The sequence below is a fragment of the Parabacteroides sp. Y3-G-102 genome, assembly GCF_023656845.1.
GTDB classification, from domain to species: Bacteria; Bacteroidota; Bacteroidia; order Bacteroidales; family Tannerellaceae; genus Parabacteroides; species Parabacteroides distasonis.
Genome location: NZ_JAMOKU010000016.1, coordinates 92,377 through 108,588, shown reverse-complemented (window position 1 = coordinate 108,588; position 16,212 = coordinate 92,377). Strand labels below are relative to the sequence as shown.

Here is a 16,212-nt window from a genome sequence, read left to right as displayed (position 1 = left end):
TGTTTGATTATTTTTTTGCAACACTAAGTTAAGTGAATCCTCTGACATGGCAAAATCCTGAGCAACTTTTTGTTGCTCAGGTACTTAAAAAAAATATTTTATAATAGTGTTGCGGAATTAAGGATCACATTAAAAATCCACGGAGGTATACCAAACAATCCCCTTATTCAGGTAATTGGATGTATGGAGTAAGTTCGTAAAATTGAGTTATGTCAAATTTTAAATCTATTTAAACCCAATCGCAAGTTTTTGAGAGACATTTTCTTAATAAACTTCAAAAAGGTTAACTATATTTGCGAGAAACAGATGTTTAATTTTAATTCTTTATCACCATGACAGACAGAAGAACATTTTTGAGAAACATTTCATTACTTACTTTAGGGGGCATAGCCAGCCAAAAAGTAATGGCTTCAAATCCCACCAGATCCATACCCGCCACGGATGCGATATCCTCGGCAACCGCCGGGAAAAAGATGGGGTTGCAAACCTATTCGCTCGGACAGGAGTTACTGCAAGATATGCCTAACGGATTGAACCGATTGGCAAAAGCGGGATATACCGATCTGGAGATTTTCGGATATAGGGAAGACACAGGTAAATTCGGTGATTATAATCCTAAAAATACGACATTCATCGCCTCCAAGGATTATAAGAAAATGGTGGATGATGCCGGTTTGAGAATCAGTAGCTCACATCTTACCCCTTCCGTTCGCGAGTATACGAAAGAGAATATGCCCAAATTCGACGAGTTCTGGAAAAAGGCAACCGATATTCATGCCGAGCTAGGTGTTAGTTGTATGGTACAACCGAGTTTACCCCGTATCGAAAACGAGGATGACGCCAAAGTAGTATCGGAGATCTTCAACCGTGCCGGAGAGATCACGAAGAAAGCGGGAATCCTATGGGGCTACCATAATCACAGCAATGAGTTCAAACGGGTATTGAAAGCCGGCGAGAAACCGGAACAGAACCCGAATCCGTGGGCATCTCCTAAGGGTACTTATATCGAGGAGTTATTCCTGAAAAATACCGATCCGGATAAGGTTATGTTCGAGTTGGATGTATATTGGGCCGTTATGGGGCAGCAAGATCCCGTGGAATGGATGGAGAATTATCCGAATCGTTTTAAGTTATTGCACATCAAGGATCGTTGGATCATCGGTGATTCCGGTATGATGAATTTCCCGAATATATTCAAAAAAGCGTACGAGATCGGTATCCTCGGCTACTACGTGGAACTGGAAGGTGACAAAAAAGGCCGTACCCAGTTCGAGGGCGTAGAGAAGAGCGCCGCCTATTTGCAAGCCGCTCCGTTCGTTAAATAAAACATCCCGATTTATCCCATAAAAAAGACAGTGTTTCCGTAGGGCGATCATACGCTTGGGAACACTGTCTTTTTATTTATTTTGCCTTCAAAAAAACACGTACGTCTTTTTTCGGAAACACGTACATGTTTTTTCAAAGGGCATTACATGATTAAAAGCTCATCTTTACACCGGCAAAATAACTTCTCGGGCTAGCCGGGCCATAGATATAGGAGGAATCCCGGTTCTTACCTTGGTCAAAGTCGGATTGGTAAGCGTTGAACAGATTCTGCACGCCCCCATTTACTTCTAGTTTCAGCTCTTTGTAAAGCGGGAACTCATACGCAAGCTTGATATTCATATCAAAGAAATCCGGAGTCTCCACCGCCTTATCCAATGGTATATATCCCGCCAAATGCTGCACCAACATACTTCCCGTATAAGTTCCCGACAGGGAAGCCGTGAAACGTTTGAAAGGCGTGAGAGTAGCCGTAAAATAACCATAGATATCCGGCGTACGGAACATCTTTGTCTCGGCTGGCACATTCTCGTCATCGCTCCATTTCTCGGCCTCTTTATAACGGCTTCGCTGGAAAGTAGCGCCCGCTTGCAAAGATAGCCATGAAGTTAACACCGACTTTCCTTCCAAGGTTAATCCCATCACTTTCGCCCCGGAACCGTTACGACGTTCCTTAATCAGATTGCCTTGCTCATCTTTCCCGATATCTTCCAAGACAAACACATCACTTAAGCTGGTGTAAAAACCTTCCACCAAGAAGTTCAACTGGATACCATTCTTAAAACGATGGTAAAAATCGACCGAAGCACTCAAGCTTTGCGATTTCTCCTCGGATAAATCTTTCGCACGCTGGATCATAGCGACCTCTCCGCCGACCGCCGAGATATGCATATCCTCATCGAACGCTTGCGGGGCACGGAAACCACAGGAATAACTAGCCCGGATATTGATATCTTCCGTCGGGTTAAAACGGATATTCGCACGAGGGCTGAATATTACATGATCCATCATATTATGTTTATCCAAACGACCGCCAATCAAGAAGCTCCATCGCTTATTTTTCCACTCATTCTGCAAAAATGCGCTCTCGATATGCACCTTCTGATTCGTAAAGCGATTATACCCGATCATCTCGTCTTTCAAATGATCGAAACTATACTCCAAACCGGCAGTCAAATCCGATGGCATAAATAAGAATTTATCAAAACTATAAGCATATTGCGTACCGGCCATAACCGTCAGGTCCGTAGTCTTGCCGTAAGCGTTCGGATCTTGGTTCGTCCCGTAATAACTATCCCGGTCTGTATTCTGGGCAGAAGTGAAAACACTCCATTTATGTTTGTAATCCTTGGAGAAAAGATCGAATTTCAGACCTCCTCCATCAATCGAATGCTCCAACTGTTCGGCGATATCCGCTTCATGAGGCGGACGATCCAACAGATTTCCTCCCCTGCGGTATTCATTCATATGATGATACTCGAATGTCAATTTACTATAAGTACTCGTTTTCAGGTACGAACGGAAACCAACCGTTTGATTCTTCAATTTAGGCAACTCCGTAAAACCATCTCCATCCTGATCAAAACCGGAACGATGACGGTTCTGGCCAAAAAGATATAAGCCCGCTTTCCCATTTTCCGATACCAAAGAGGCATTTAGGGTCGTATTATTATCGAAAGCGGATGTCCCACCGATCGAGGTTAACGTATGCGACAATTCCCCGGAATTTCTCAAGGGCTCCTTCGTGATGATATTAATTGTCCCGGCGATAGCGGACGAGCCGAACAGTGCCGATCCCCCTCCTCGCATCACCTCTACCCGCTCGATCATATTCGCCGGTATTTGCTCAAGCCCATATACGCCGGATAAAGCGCTGAATATGGGACGTGAATCAATCAGTATTTGGGTATAAGGTCCGTCTAATCCATTGATCCGGACTTGCTGGAAACCGCAATTCTGGCAATTCGTCTCTACCCGTACACCCGGTTGGAAATTTAGTCCCTGTGCCAAATTCACCGCATTGGTCGTAGTAAAAACCTTCGCATCCAATACATTCACTAATGTGGGAGCCAACCGGCGGGAAGTTTCCGCACGATTCGCAGATACCACCACGCCATCCAAGGCGATCTGGTCTTCTTCCAGTTCTACATTAATCTCTAAGGTTTTTCCTTTCTTTAGGGTCACTTCTTTAGAGATAGTCTTATACCCGAGCGCTTTATATTCTAGCGTAAATTTACCTTCCGGCAGATTCTTCAGGAAATAATGTCCCGAGTTATCGGTGGTCGTACCGATCGTGGTACCTTTTAACAATACGTTGATAAAGGGAAGATGTTCCCCTGTTTTCTTATCCAATACATGTCCGAAAACATTTGCGTCTGAGTCGTTTAGACGGTCCTCTCCCGTGGCCTGAGCTACCGTTAGGGCACAGCACAGGCATAGTATAAAGATGAAAAATTTATTCATTTTAATTTATTCTGATAAGTAATACAATGTTATTAATCTCACAATATCAGAATATGGGAGGAGCCCGAAGCGTACGTCTTCCCCGGAAGGGAACGATATAGTCCGGATAGACCGGAGCGAAAGATAAGTTACGGATAAAGGAATAAAAAGCCGCCAGCAGAATAGCGACGAAAGCCGCACCTGTTATCTGCAAGACAGATAACTGATGAAGCAACTGAAACTTGGCGTAGCCATGTTCATGGTCCGGACGACCATCGTCCGTTTTATGATACGGGTGAGAATGGACGATCGTTACCCCGTTGACAATATGAACGTGGGTAAACGCGATAATACATCCCAAATAGGCTATGAACAGCGCAGGGAGTAATATCCTCAGATATTTTCTTAATCTATCCATCTCTTTTCTCTCGATCGCAAATATAGTAATATAACCGATAAAAGAGATACGCTGTTCAAAAATTACCTATTTGTAGGTATTTCATCAACCGAGTACACCACGTACCCGATCTTCAAAGGCCGAAAGGGCCGCTTTGGCGCCTTCTCCCATAGAAATAATGATTTGCTTAAAGGGTACGGTGGAAACGTCGCCCGCTGCATAAATACCCGGGACATTCGTCCGGCAATGTGCGTCAATCACGATCTCACCGGGACGATTTGTTTCGACAATCTCCTTAAAGACACCACTATTAGCGGCTAAGCCGATTTGAACAAAAATACCGTCTAAATGAATAACACGCTCTTCCCCTGTCTTACGATCCTTTGTACGGATACCGGTTACCTTGTCGCCATTTCCAACCACCTCGGTTGTTTGTGAACGAACAAAGATCTCGACATTCGGCAAACTCTTCGCTTTCTCTTGCAAGACTTGATCCGCTTTTAACTCATCCATAAACTCCAAAACGGTTACTTTCGAACAGATCCCCGCCAAATCAATAGCCGCCTCGATACCGGAATTTCCACCGCCAACTACGGCGACATGTTTTCCCTTATAAAACGGACCGTCGCAATGAGGACAAAAAGCCACTCCACGTCCTATATACTCTGTCTCACCCGGTACATTCAATTTACGCCAGCTAGCGCCCGTAGCGACAATAACCGCCGGAGCCTTGAATATCTCACCTCCAGCCGTAGACAAAACCTTCTCGTTTCCTTCTATCGTAACCTTCTCTATACGACGATGCTCCAGCAGGTCAATCGGATATTGCCGCATATGCAAGCGCAGATTGTCAGCCAACTGGGTACCTGTTGTCTCCGGAACTGAAATCAGATTCTCAATTCCTACCGTCTCCTTCACCTGCCCGCCGATACGCTCCGCCACGACAGCGACACTCAGCCCCTTTCGTGCGGAATAAATAGCGGAAGAAGCACCAGCCGGCCCTCCACCGACCACAACCACGTCATATCGTTTTACCGTCTTCTCTGTCAGGCTCTCATTGATTCCATACTGAGCTTCCAGCTTCGATAACAATTCACCGAATTCCCCACGTCCTACATGGATCAGTTTTCCATCCGCAAAGACAGAGGGGACGCCTTGTATCTTCAAGGCATCAACTTCCGCCTGATTGATAGCCCCATCTACCATCTCATGATGGATCTGAGGATTTAAAGTCGTCATAGCGTTTAATGCCTGTACCACATCCGGGCAATTCGTACAAGTCAAAGAGACATAGGTCGTCAGATGTATCGGGCCATTCAAGGCTTTAACACGATTACAAATACTCTCGTCCGGAAAATTCTTGCCTTTCCCATCTGAATTCAAGATCGCCAACAGCAAGGAAGTAAACTCGTGTCCATTAGGTACTCCACGAAACTTAATCCCCGTTCTCGCTCCATCCTTTAATAAAATGAATTCCAATCCCTCCCCATCAGATACCTGCATAGATATTTTATCCGAACAAGAGGCAACATCACCTAATAAATCCAACAATTCCTGTCTACTTTCATGCGCAGGAGAGATCGATATATCAAAGGTATAATTCGCATTTAACCCTGCGAATATACCTTTTAATTGTTCTTTTAATATTGATTCTAACACGATCTATACTCTTAATTATTTAGATTTTCCCTACCAAGTCAATGCTAGGTTTCAAGGTAGCCTCCCCTTTCTTCCATTTAGCGGGACAAACCTCACCATCATGTGAAGCGACAAACTGAGCGGCTTCAACTTTACGAAGTAACTCGGAAGCGTCACGACCGATATTGTTATCATGAATCTCGGCCACTTTGATCTTTCCTTCCGGATTTACCAAGAAAGTGCCACGGTATGCCATACCCTCTTCCTCAATCATCACACCAAACGCACGACTCAGTGCTCCAGTGGGATCCGCCAACATCGGATATTGGATCTTACGGATAGTCTCGGAAGCGTCATGCCAAGCTTTATGTACAAAATGAGAGTCTGTACTTACAGAGTAAATTTCTACTCCCATTGATTTAAACTGCTCATACTTCTCAGCCATATCGACCAACTCTGTTGGACAAACAAATGTAAAATCGGCCGGGTAGAAGAAAAAGATAGCCCACTTACCCAAGACGTCCTCGTTGGTTACAGTCTTGAAATTACCATTTTGAAAAGCTTGTACTTTAAACTCCGGAAGTTGAGAATTAATAATCGGTTCCATACTTGTTCCTATTTTTAAATGAATACTATTTGTTTTTATTTCCGATACAAAAATATAACATATTTATTCATTAAAACAATTTTTCTAATCGATATATTTTATGAGGTTATAGATAATACTTTATCAATCAATAAAAAGGGCCTATCCTCACGGATAAGCCCTTCAATATCTTGGGTTTTGGATTACTACATAATTAGCGATTATAATTTACTTTATATACTTAATTGATTCTTTTGTATCCGTATACGGCACGGTCTCCCAATTCCTCCTCGATACGAAGCAGCTGGTTATATTTAGCCATACGGTCCGAACGACTTAATGATCCCGTCTTGATCTGTCCGCTATTGGTAGCGACAGCGATATCGGCGATCGTAGCGTCTTCCGTCTCACCGGAACGGTGTGAAGTAACGGTCGTGTATCCATGACGGTGAGCCATCTCGATAGCGTTCAGTGTCTCCGTCAAGGAACCGATCTGATTTACCTTGATCAAGATTGAGTTACCGCAACCTTCTTTAATACCCCTTGAAAGGAACTCTACATTTGTCACGAACAAATCATCTCCGACTAATTGGCAATGGTTACCAATACGATCTGTCAGTTTCTTCCAACCAGCCCAATCATTCTCACTCATACCATCCTCAATGGAATCGATCGGGTATTCGTTGATCAGCTTTTCCAGATAATCCACTTGTTCGTCGGAAGTACGTTTCACTCCTTTTTCTCCTTCAAACTTCGTGTAATCGTAGATTCCATCCTTATAAAACTCAGAAGAAGCGCAATCCATACCGATCATCACATCCTTGCCCGGTTCATAACCAGCCGCCTTGATAGCGGCGATAATTGAGTTCAAGGCATCTTCCGTACCTTCCAAATTCGGGGCGAAACCACCCTCATCACCAACAGCGGTACTTAACCCACGATCGTGCAATACCTTTTTCAACGCATGGAATACCTCAGCGCCCATACGTAAGCCTTCCTTGAAAGAAGCGGCACCTACCGGACGAATCATAAACTCTTGGAAAGCGATCGGAGCGTCGCTATGCGAACCGCCATTGATTATATTCATCATCGGAACAGGCATCACGTAGGTATTCGTTCCACCAATATATCTATATAAAGGAATATCCAAATAATTTGCGGCAGCTTTCGCTACAGCTAAAGAAACGCCAAGGATAGCGTTCGCACCTAGTTTCGATTTAGTTTTCGTACCGTCCAAAGCCAACATCGCATGATCGATACCTATCTGATCCAAGGCAGACATCCCCTTCAATGCCGGAGCGATAATCGTATTGATATTCTCAACCGCTTTCAATACGCCTTTACCACCATAACGCTTCTTATCGCCATCACGCAACTCCAAAGCCTCGTTCTCGCCGGTGGACGCACCGGAAGGCACAGACGCACGGCCCATAACGCCGGACTCTAGTAAAATATCAACCTCTACTGTCGGGTTACCTCTTGAATCTAGGATCTCACGTCCTGTAATCTTTTCTATTTTCATTGCTTCTACGTTTTTTAAACTGACGCAAATATAGATGGATTACTTGAACCGTGAAATCACCACAAATTGCTATTTTCACCTCAATAATACCTGAATGTAGGTAGAGACTACAACACTCCCGCCCGCACCCGGCTCAAAGATTCGGGTGTCATCAATAAATACGAGGCGATATGATTGACAGAAGCACGTTTCGCTGCTTCCGGATATTCCTGTTGAAAACGCAGATAACGTTTTCTTGCCGACTCAAAACGCCAAGAGTCCGCTTTCTCTTGCGAAAGCATCAAAGCCCACTCCAGTATTTTCTGGTACAATCTATTAATAGCTAAAGATGTTTTCAATAAATCGCTAAATTCCGAAAAAGAGATCCGGTGATAAACCGTCGGTTCCAATGCCTCGATTAATAAACGCGTCGGTTCTCTTTGGAATGTGCTGGCTATACAAATAACGATATTTCCCTCACAGGAGAAATGCTCGGTAATATCACGTTTATTCTTATAGTAAAACTGGCGTAATAATCCCGATTCCACATAATATAAATATTTAGATATTTGTCCGTTATCCAACAATAATTCTCCTTTCGCAGCCTTACTTGATTCTATGATCGAGGCCAGAGAATCCAAATCCGCATCGGGTAATGGATAAAAACGTTTGGATATCATTTCGGCTATTTCTTGTGGTGTCTTCATACTATTCATCATTTTCTGATCTATATCATTTTTTATCTCCTTACAAAAATAGATATTTGTTGCATATAACAAAACAAACACATATTAAATAGTCAAGGTTAGTCTAGGCAAAAAATTATTACTATCGTTTAAAAGCTAATCGGATTAGATTGTTTTCCCTGATTAGCTGTTGCATAATCGCAAGGCTTGATCGAGAGATCAGGCCTTGTTATTTTCTGGTTTGTAGCGAGAGAATATCGCTTTCGCATTATCTAAACGTTCTTTTGATAAGGGTTCCACCCCCTTTAACGGATAATCGAGACCTAATTGCTCATATTTATAGGTTCCCATCGTATGATAAGGCAATAATTCCACTTTGCGAACCACTTTATATGAACTGACATACCGAGCTAACGCCTCCAGCCACTCGTCATTATCCGTATATCCGGGGACAATAACATGGCGAATCCAAGTATCTATGCCACGTCTCTCCAATTCATCCAAGAACAGAAGCGTATTATCCTGCTTGACACCCGCCAGTAACGGATGTAAATCCGGGTTTAAGGTTTTGATGTCCAATAACACTAAGTCCGCATAATCCAAGACTTCCCAAGCTTTTGAGGTACATACGAAACCAGATGTGTCCAAAGCTGTGTGAAGACCTTGCTCTTGGCACAAACGGAAAAACTCTTTCAGAAACTCAGGTTGCAATAAAGGTTCCCCACCGGTAACAGTCACCCCCCCACGGGCGATAAAACTCTTATACCGTAAGACTTCCGTCAATAGCTCGCCGGGAGTCATCTGATATTTCACCTTCCCTTTCGGGTTCCAAGTATCCGGGTTATGGCAATACAGGCAACGCAACGGGCAGCCCTGCATAAAAACGACAAAGCGAATTCCGGGACCATCTACGGTCCCGAAACTCTCTAATGAATGTATCTTACCTTTTATCACTTACAGTGAATGGTTAATGGTTCTTGAAATAACATCCAACTGTTGTTCACGAGTCAGTTTCACGAAGTTTACCGCATATCCGGATACACGGATCGTAAGTTGCGGATATTTCTCGGGATGTTCCATAGCGTCGATCAACAAATCCTTATCAAATACGTTAACATTCAGATGCTGACCTCCATCCGGAGTAAAATAGCCATCCAATAAGCTAACCAGATTATTGATCTGCACTTCACGCTCCTTTCCCAACGTAGCCGGAGAAACAGCGAAAGTATAAGAGATACCGTCGTGCGCATGCTGGAATGGAAGCTTCGCTACCGAAGCTAGCGCAGCGATAGCACCTTTCGTATCACGACCGTTCATAGGGTTCGCGCCCGGAGCGAAAGGAGTTCCACCGATACGGCCATCCGGTGTCGTACCAGTCTTCTTACCATATACCACATTAGAGGTGATCGTAAGGATGGACTGCGTAGGTTTCGCATGGCGATAGGTCTCGTGCTGACGCAAATATTCCATGAACTTCTCGGTGATCTCTACAGCGATACTATCCGTACGATCGTCGTTATTACCGAAAGGAACATATTCGCCCTCACGTTCGAAATCAACCGCCAAGCCACGCTCGTCACGGATCACACGTACTTTCGTATCACGGATAGCAGCCAACGAATCGGCAACGATAGAAAGACCGGCGATACCTGTCGCACGGATACGCTCTACATCCCCATCGTGAAGCGACATCTCGAATGCCTCATATGCGTATTTATCATGCATATAATGGATTATCTTCAAGGCGTTCACATACACTTTCGCCAACCAGCGCATCATTTGCTCATACTTAGCCATCACCTCATCGTATTCCAGATACTCGCCGCGAACCGGCTCGAACATCGGGGCTACCTGTACGCCGCTGCGCTCATCCCGTCCTCCGTTGATCGCATATAATAAACATTTCGCCAAATTCGCACGGGCTCCGAAGAACTGCATCTGCTTACCGATCTTCATAGGAGAAACGCAACAAGCGATACCATAATCATCTCCATAATCCGGACGCATCAAATCGTCGTTCTCATATTGGATAGCCGACGTATCGATAGAGACCTTGGCACAGAAACGTTTCCAGTTCTCGGGAGCGTTCTTAAACCACAGAACCGTCAAATTGGGTTCTGGTGCCGGACCTAGATTATATAATGTATGGAGATAACGATAGGAAGTTCTTGTTACCAAAGAACGGCCATCCACTCCTTGGCCGCCCAAGGACTCTGTTACCCAAACCGGATCACCGGAGAACAAATCATTGTATTCCGGCGTACGTAAGAAACGAACGATACGCAACTTGATGATCAGCTGGTCTACCAATTCTTGCGCCTCCTCTTCGGTCAACTTACCCTCACGGATGTCTTTCTCGATATAAATATCCAAAAACGTAGAAGTACGTCCGATAGACATCGCCGCGCCATCTTGGTCTTTTACCGCCGCCAGATAAGCTAAGTACACAAACTGAACTGCCTCACGAGCGTTTTGTGCCGGACGAGTCACATCAAAGCCATAGCTAGCGCACATTTTCTCGAACGCTTTCAAAGCCTTGATCTGTTCGGAAATCTCCTCACGGCTCTGGATGATCTCTTCCGTGATCTCTTGGATATCCAAACGATTCAAGAAACGCTTTTTCTCCTCGATCAAGATTGCCGTACCATATAAAGCGACACGACGATAGTCACCAATAATACGTCCTCTACCATACGCGTCGGGCAGACCGGTGATAATAGCCGAACGACGTGCGGCAATCATCTCTTCCGTATATGCGGAGAAAACGCCTTCGTTATGAGTTTTACGGTACTTCGTGAAGATCTCTTTCGTCATCGGGTCCAAATGATAACCATAAGCTTCCAAGCTATTCTCAACCATACGGATACCGCCCTTCGGGAAGATACCACGTTTCAGCGGAGCATCGGTTTGTAACCCAACGATAACCTCATTCTCCTTATCAATATAGCCCGGGCCATATACATCGATCCCTTGAGGTAATTTTGTCTCGGCGTCATAAACTCCCTTTTCCCTCTCGACCTTAAACATCTCGGTCAGCTTGTTCCAGACCTTACGGGTCTTCTCGGAAGAAGCGACTAAAAAGGAATCATCCCCTTCATAAGGCGTATAGTTACTCTGGATAAAATCTCTTACATTGATCTCTCTTTTCCAGGTCTCACCCTTAAAGTGATCCCAGCACTCATTCTCAAATTTCATAAACAATCTTATCTAATACCACATTTTTACCGCCGCAAAGGTAAAACTTTTATCCTCATGTTCCTGTAACATTTGCGACACCCCTCTAAAATCCCTATAAATAGGTATTAAAAATATACAAGAAGAAACGGGATAGTAATGCGATGCTTTGCACGAAGTCTCCATTTTATTCACTATCTTTGCCTACAGAACGTAAAAGTTAATCTGGATCAAACACATGAGAAATATCCTGTTTACCGTTTTATTTATAGGAATACTATCTTTAATCGCATCTCCTATCTCACTCGCGTCTAAATCTTTGCATAAGGCAAATATGATTAATTTGTCGAACAATGCCATTATTTGCATGCATCAAGATCCGGATGGCTATTTGTGGATCGGGACTTACGACGGACTTAACTTATACAACGGAAAAGATACGTATGTATATCGTTTCGAATTAAATAACAAAAACTCTCTTTGTAGTAATATCATTCACAAAATATCCGACGCAGAACCCGGCTTTTTATGGATATCAACCTCTTTAGGTATCAATAAATTCTCACTAAAAGAACGGAAAGTCACCGAGTCTTTCCCCGGATACATGGAATGCGATCTATTGGCCTCCGATTCATCCGGCATCACGCTCGCTATTTGTAAGGAAAACAGAATCTCTTGCTACACCCCATCTAGCGATGGGTTCCGGGACCTGCCGAGAGAAGGAGTAGGCCCTCAAACCGTACGTACCTTATTCGCCGGGACGGACGGACATTTTTATTTATTATTAGCCTCGGGCATACTGAAAAAGTTGACTCCGGATTTCTCCGATACTACTTTTAATTTGCTATCGGAAGAACGCCAATTCCATAATAAACCGATCTTATCCGCATTTTACGAGAATAATCATATTTTCATAGTAGATACCGACAATAAATTATATCGACAGCATGTAGACGGAAAGGGGAAAGAATTCCTGTTCGATCTGCCTGAAATGACAAAACAATATGGTAACATCATCAAGATATGCACCTTCCAATCCAATGTGTATATCGTTTTCCGTAACGGCAATATTCTAGACCTAAGCCAACCGGAAAACACGATAAATATGGGCATCGGTATCTTTTGCCTAATGAACGATAAAAGGCAGGAGATTCTCTGGTTGGGAACAGACGGGCAAGGTATACGGATGTTTTATGACAAACCCGATCTTTTCGGCTCTATCTTACTCAAGGATTTACCGATTAATATACAGAACCCCATACGTTCTTTATATACAGACGATGATCAATCCCTTTGGCTCGGGACAAAAGGAGACGGTATTGTCCGGATACAAGCGTATGACACTTACCATAACAAAAAGATGATCCCACAAAGCGCTATCACGCATTTTACCACCGCCGACGGCCTATCCAGCAACCGTGTGTATTGCTTCCAAAAAAGCGAGTACCATCCATGTATCTGGATTGGCACGGAAGGCCCGGGACTGACCTATTATTCGTATAAAGAGAAACGAATAAAAACGATACCGCAACGAGAAGACACCACCCCTCTACGCTATGTCCACTCTATTTGCGAGGTAGATGATTCCACATTATGGCTAGCGACAACGGGTAACGGATTGCAAAAGGTTACCTTACATATAGATAAAGCCGTACCTACAATCGGGAAGGTACAAACCTTCCCGTTAAAAAACGGAAAGAACATCTGTAAAGAAATCCAATCGATGGTATATGACAACGACTCTACCCTGTTCCTCGGGAGCCGTGGCGGTTACGGAGTCATTCGTTTCAATATTTTCAATCAAGGATATGAATTCCTGCAAACCAACAATTTAAGAAACCCGGCCATTGGAGATGTGCTTTCCGTATGCCAGACCGAAGATTCCACGTTTTATGCAGGCGCCAGCTCCGGTCTCACCCGGATTAAATTCAGAGGGGGAAAGATGCGTTTACGCCAATTCGATAAAAGCGACGGGATCGTAAACGACATGATCCATGGTATCCATGAGGGGAACGATAGCTGTATCTGGCTTAGTACCAATAAAGGTCTCACCAAATATAATCCCCGGAACAACTTTTTCCATAATTATCATCAGCCTTACTTTAGCGTCACGGAATTCTCTGATGACGCTTATTGGAAATGCCCATACTCCGAGCGTTTATTCTTTGGAGGCATCAACGGATTAGTCTGGGTAAATAAACAAACGGAGCCGGAGCATACCTATCAACCCGAATTAAGTTTCTTCGAGTTGCAAATGGATAAACAAATCCTTCCATTATATAAGGACATCAGCCGGAACGGTGTAACGGTTCCGGCTGATGTGCAATCGTTAACGATTGCGTTCGTCGCTCCGGATTACATCAACGGGGAGAATTACGAGTATTCGTATCAGTTGGTCAACTATAATTCCTCTTGGGAAAAATTGCAAAAGACAAACAAGGTAACTTTCAGGAACCTACCGTACGGGGAATATTTGCTGAAAGTCCGTTATCGCAACGATGTCATTGATTCGTCAGCAAAAGAATACACTCTACCTATCAAGGTATTACCTCCTATTTATCTAAGCTCGTTAGCCATTTTCACGTATCTTTTTATCGGTACGGTTTTGCTCATCATCGCCACCTATCGTATCCATCACCAAATACTAAAGAAACAGAAGCAGATCGCAGACAAGATCAAGGAGGAGCAAAAAGAGAAGCTATACGAGTCCAAGCTGAATTTCTTTACCCACATTACGCATGAGCTATGCACCCCGCTTACCTTGATCAATGGCGTGGAGAATTATATCCAAGCCTATGCCGCCACCTCAAAAGACAAGACATTAGAAAAATACACTTCAGTCCTCCGGGAAAATGTAGAGGAACTGAACGGGCTTATCCAAGAAATCCTTGATTTCCGGAAAGCGGAAGACGCTGGATTCAGTCATACGCACATCCGAAGAGTATCCGTATCCTCTCTTTTGCGAACTCAATTCGAATGGTTTTACCCACTATCCGAGCAACACCAAATCCAATTCAAGATCGATGCTCCCAAAGAGCTTTATTGGAATACGGATTCCGTCTATTTCAAGAAGATCCTAGCAAATCTGATTTCCAACGCATTTAAGTATACGGAAGACGGGGGCACGGTTCGTATCTCCTTACATGAGGAGGAGAACTTCCTCGTCCTTAAAGTTTACAACACCGGCAAAGGAATCGAGGAGGCAGACATGCAAAATATTTTCGACCGATATCGTATCCTTGGCACGATGGATAACGACGATAACAGGCAAAATACGGCACGGAATGGCCTCGGCTTATTTATCTGCCACAGCCTCGTACAATCCTTAGGTGGTAAAATCGACATAGAGAGTGAGGTCGGCCAATATGCTGAATTTACAGTTACCTTACCTTTTGGCATCGTAGAGGAGAGCTCAGACGACACGATAGACGAAGATATTCCCGTATCGCTTCCTTCCCCAAACACGGATATACAAAAGCCGCAAATCTCACATACGGCACAAAAAGAGACGGAAGATAAACCGATGATACTCGTTATCGACGATCATAAAGACATCGTCTGGCTAATCACGGAAACCCTCTCTTCCGAATATCAGGTTCAGGAAGCTTATAATGCGGAGGAGGCTCTGGAATTCCTCAAGCAATACACTCCCTCCCTTATCATCACCGATATCATGATGCCTAATATCGACGGATTGGAATTGATCTCTCTTATCAAGGAAAATAGATATACCCGTCATATCCCGCTTATTATCGTATCTGCCAAAATATCAGACCAAGAGCAAGCGGCAGGACTTAATATAGGAGCGGATGCCTATCTAACCAAGCCTTTCTCGCCAACAGTTCTCCTATCCGTCGTGAACCGATTGATGACAAATCAAAGAGAATTAAAAGAGTATTTCTATTCTCCGGAAAGTGCTTATCAATATACGGAAGGGCAATTATTACATCAAGAAGACAAGGAATTCCTTGACGCCGTAACCGCTATCATCAAAGAAAATGTCAGCAAGGAAGGACTCGGTCCCGAGCTGGTAGCGGACGCACTGAATATAAACACCCGCATCTTATATCGCCGTTTCAAGAAAATATCTACCATGACGCCGAGTGATTTTATAAAGGATTATAGGTTAAACTATGCAGCGCAATTACTCGTAAATACCAACATGAGCGTTCAGGAAATTATTTATAATGTAGGGATTTCTAACAAATCATACTTCTATAGGGAGTTTGCCCGTAAATATAACATGACTCCTAAAGAATACCGCACAAAAGAGGCATAAATCATTGATTCCTAAATAGTGTCATAATCAACCAAAAGAGTATCATAATCTGCCATATGCATTTCATGACACTTCTTCGGTATTTCAAAGCACTCTTCAATTCGTTAAGACCTATTAATATTGCTGTCGAATAACAAAGCAAACCGCTTGTGTGTATTCTTCCTTCGGGAAGCACATTATTAACTT

The 16,212-nt window shown here is 43.7% G+C and carries 10 protein-coding genes; 2 read left to right on the top strand and 8 right to left on the bottom strand.

The genetic code is table 11. The features are described 5' to 3' along the window. Positions 1-332 precede the first annotated feature (332 nt). Positions 333-1,325: a sugar phosphate isomerase/epimerase family protein gene (locus NBH16_RS10135; protein WP_122268316.1), complete on the top strand. Its 993-nt coding sequence runs from the start codon at positions 333-335 to the stop codon at positions 1,323-1,325. Between the two features lie 151 nt (positions 1,326-1,476). Here NBH16_RS10135 and NBH16_RS10130 read toward each other — a convergent pair whose 3' ends face one another. The 8 genes from NBH16_RS10130 to pflB all read right to left on the bottom strand — a co-directional run bounded on the left by NBH16_RS10130 (position 1,477) and on the right by pflB (position 11,768). Next, a complete protein-coding gene (locus NBH16_RS10130) occupies positions 1,477-3,786 on the bottom strand; it encodes a TonB-dependent receptor (RefSeq protein WP_057328265.1) in 2,310 nt (769 codons plus the stop codon). A 46-nt stretch (positions 3,787-3,832) separates the two neighbouring features. Continuing rightward, a complete protein-coding gene (locus tag NBH16_RS10125) occupies positions 3,833-4,183 on the bottom strand; it encodes a DUF8478 family putative metalloprotein (RefSeq protein WP_122268315.1) in 351 nt (116 codons plus the stop codon). A gap of 84 nt (positions 4,184-4,267) precedes the next feature. Further along, positions 4,268-5,821, bottom strand: a complete 1,554-nt coding sequence (ahpF, locus tag NBH16_RS10120; RefSeq protein ID WP_122268314.1) for an alkyl hydroperoxide reductase subunit F — start codon at positions 5,819-5,821, stop codon at positions 4,268-4,270. A 19-nt stretch (positions 5,822-5,840) separates the two neighbouring features. Next, positions 5,841-6,407, bottom strand: coding sequence for an alkyl hydroperoxide reductase subunit C (gene ahpC, locus NBH16_RS10115; protein WP_005867400.1), 567 nt, complete (start codon positions 6,405-6,407; stop codon positions 5,841-5,843). A gap of 220 nt (positions 6,408-6,627) precedes the next feature. Next, complete coding sequence (gene eno, locus NBH16_RS10110) at positions 6,628-7,908, bottom strand: phosphopyruvate hydratase (RefSeq protein WP_005867398.1); 1,281 nt, start codon at positions 7,906-7,908, stop codon at positions 6,628-6,630. Positions 7,909-8,015: 107 nt separating this feature from the next. Beyond that, the gene (locus NBH16_RS10105) at positions 8,016-8,606 is read right to left on the bottom strand and encodes a Crp/Fnr family transcriptional regulator (RefSeq protein ID WP_008777750.1); all 591 of its coding nucleotides are present in this window, start codon (positions 8,604-8,606) and stop codon (positions 8,016-8,018) included. A 186-nt stretch (positions 8,607-8,792) separates the two neighbouring features. After that, positions 8,793-9,527, bottom strand: a complete 735-nt coding sequence (gene pflA, locus NBH16_RS10100; RefSeq protein ID WP_005867396.1) for a pyruvate formate-lyase-activating protein — start codon at positions 9,525-9,527, stop codon at positions 8,793-8,795. After that, a complete protein-coding gene (gene pflB, locus NBH16_RS10095) occupies positions 9,528-11,768 on the bottom strand; it encodes a formate C-acetyltransferase (protein ID WP_008772883.1) in 2,241 nt (746 codons plus the stop codon). Positions 11,769-11,985: 217 nt separating this feature from the next. Here pflB and NBH16_RS10090 point away from each other — a divergent pair, with 217 nt between their 5' ends. Continuing rightward, positions 11,986-16,026, top strand: coding sequence for a hybrid sensor histidine kinase/response regulator transcription factor (locus NBH16_RS10090; RefSeq protein ID WP_122380194.1), 4,041 nt, complete (start codon positions 11,986-11,988; stop codon positions 16,024-16,026). The last annotated feature ends 186 nt before the right edge of the window (positions 16,027-16,212 follow it).

Excerpts from the sequence above, each read along its gene's own strand:
- NBH16_RS10135 (WP_122268316.1), top strand. The coding sequence starts at position 333 with ATGACAGACAGAAGAACATTTTTGAGAAACATTTCATTACTTACTTTA.
- NBH16_RS10130 (WP_057328265.1), bottom strand. The coding sequence starts at position 3,786 with ATGAATAAATTTTTCATCTTTATACTATGCCTGTGCTGTGCCCTAACG.
- NBH16_RS10125 (WP_122268315.1), bottom strand. The coding sequence starts at position 4,183 with ATGGATAGATTAAGAAAATATCTGAGGATATTACTCCCTGCGCTGTTC.
- ahpC (WP_005867400.1), bottom strand. The coding sequence starts at position 6,407 with ATGGAACCGATTATTAATTCTCAACTTCCGGAGTTTAAAGTACAAGCT.
- eno (WP_005867398.1), bottom strand. The coding sequence starts at position 7,908 with ATGAAAATAGAAAAGATTACAGGACGTGAGATCCTAGATTCAAGAGGT.
- NBH16_RS10105 (WP_008777750.1), bottom strand. The coding sequence starts at position 8,606 with ATGATGAATAGTATGAAGACACCACAAGAAATAGCCGAAATGATATCC.
- pflB (WP_008772883.1), bottom strand. The coding sequence starts at position 11,768 with ATGAAATTTGAGAATGAGTGCTGGGATCACTTTAAGGGTGAGACCTGG.
- NBH16_RS10090 (WP_122380194.1), top strand. The coding sequence starts at position 11,986 with ATGAGAAATATCCTGTTTACCGTTTTATTTATAGGAATACTATCTTTA.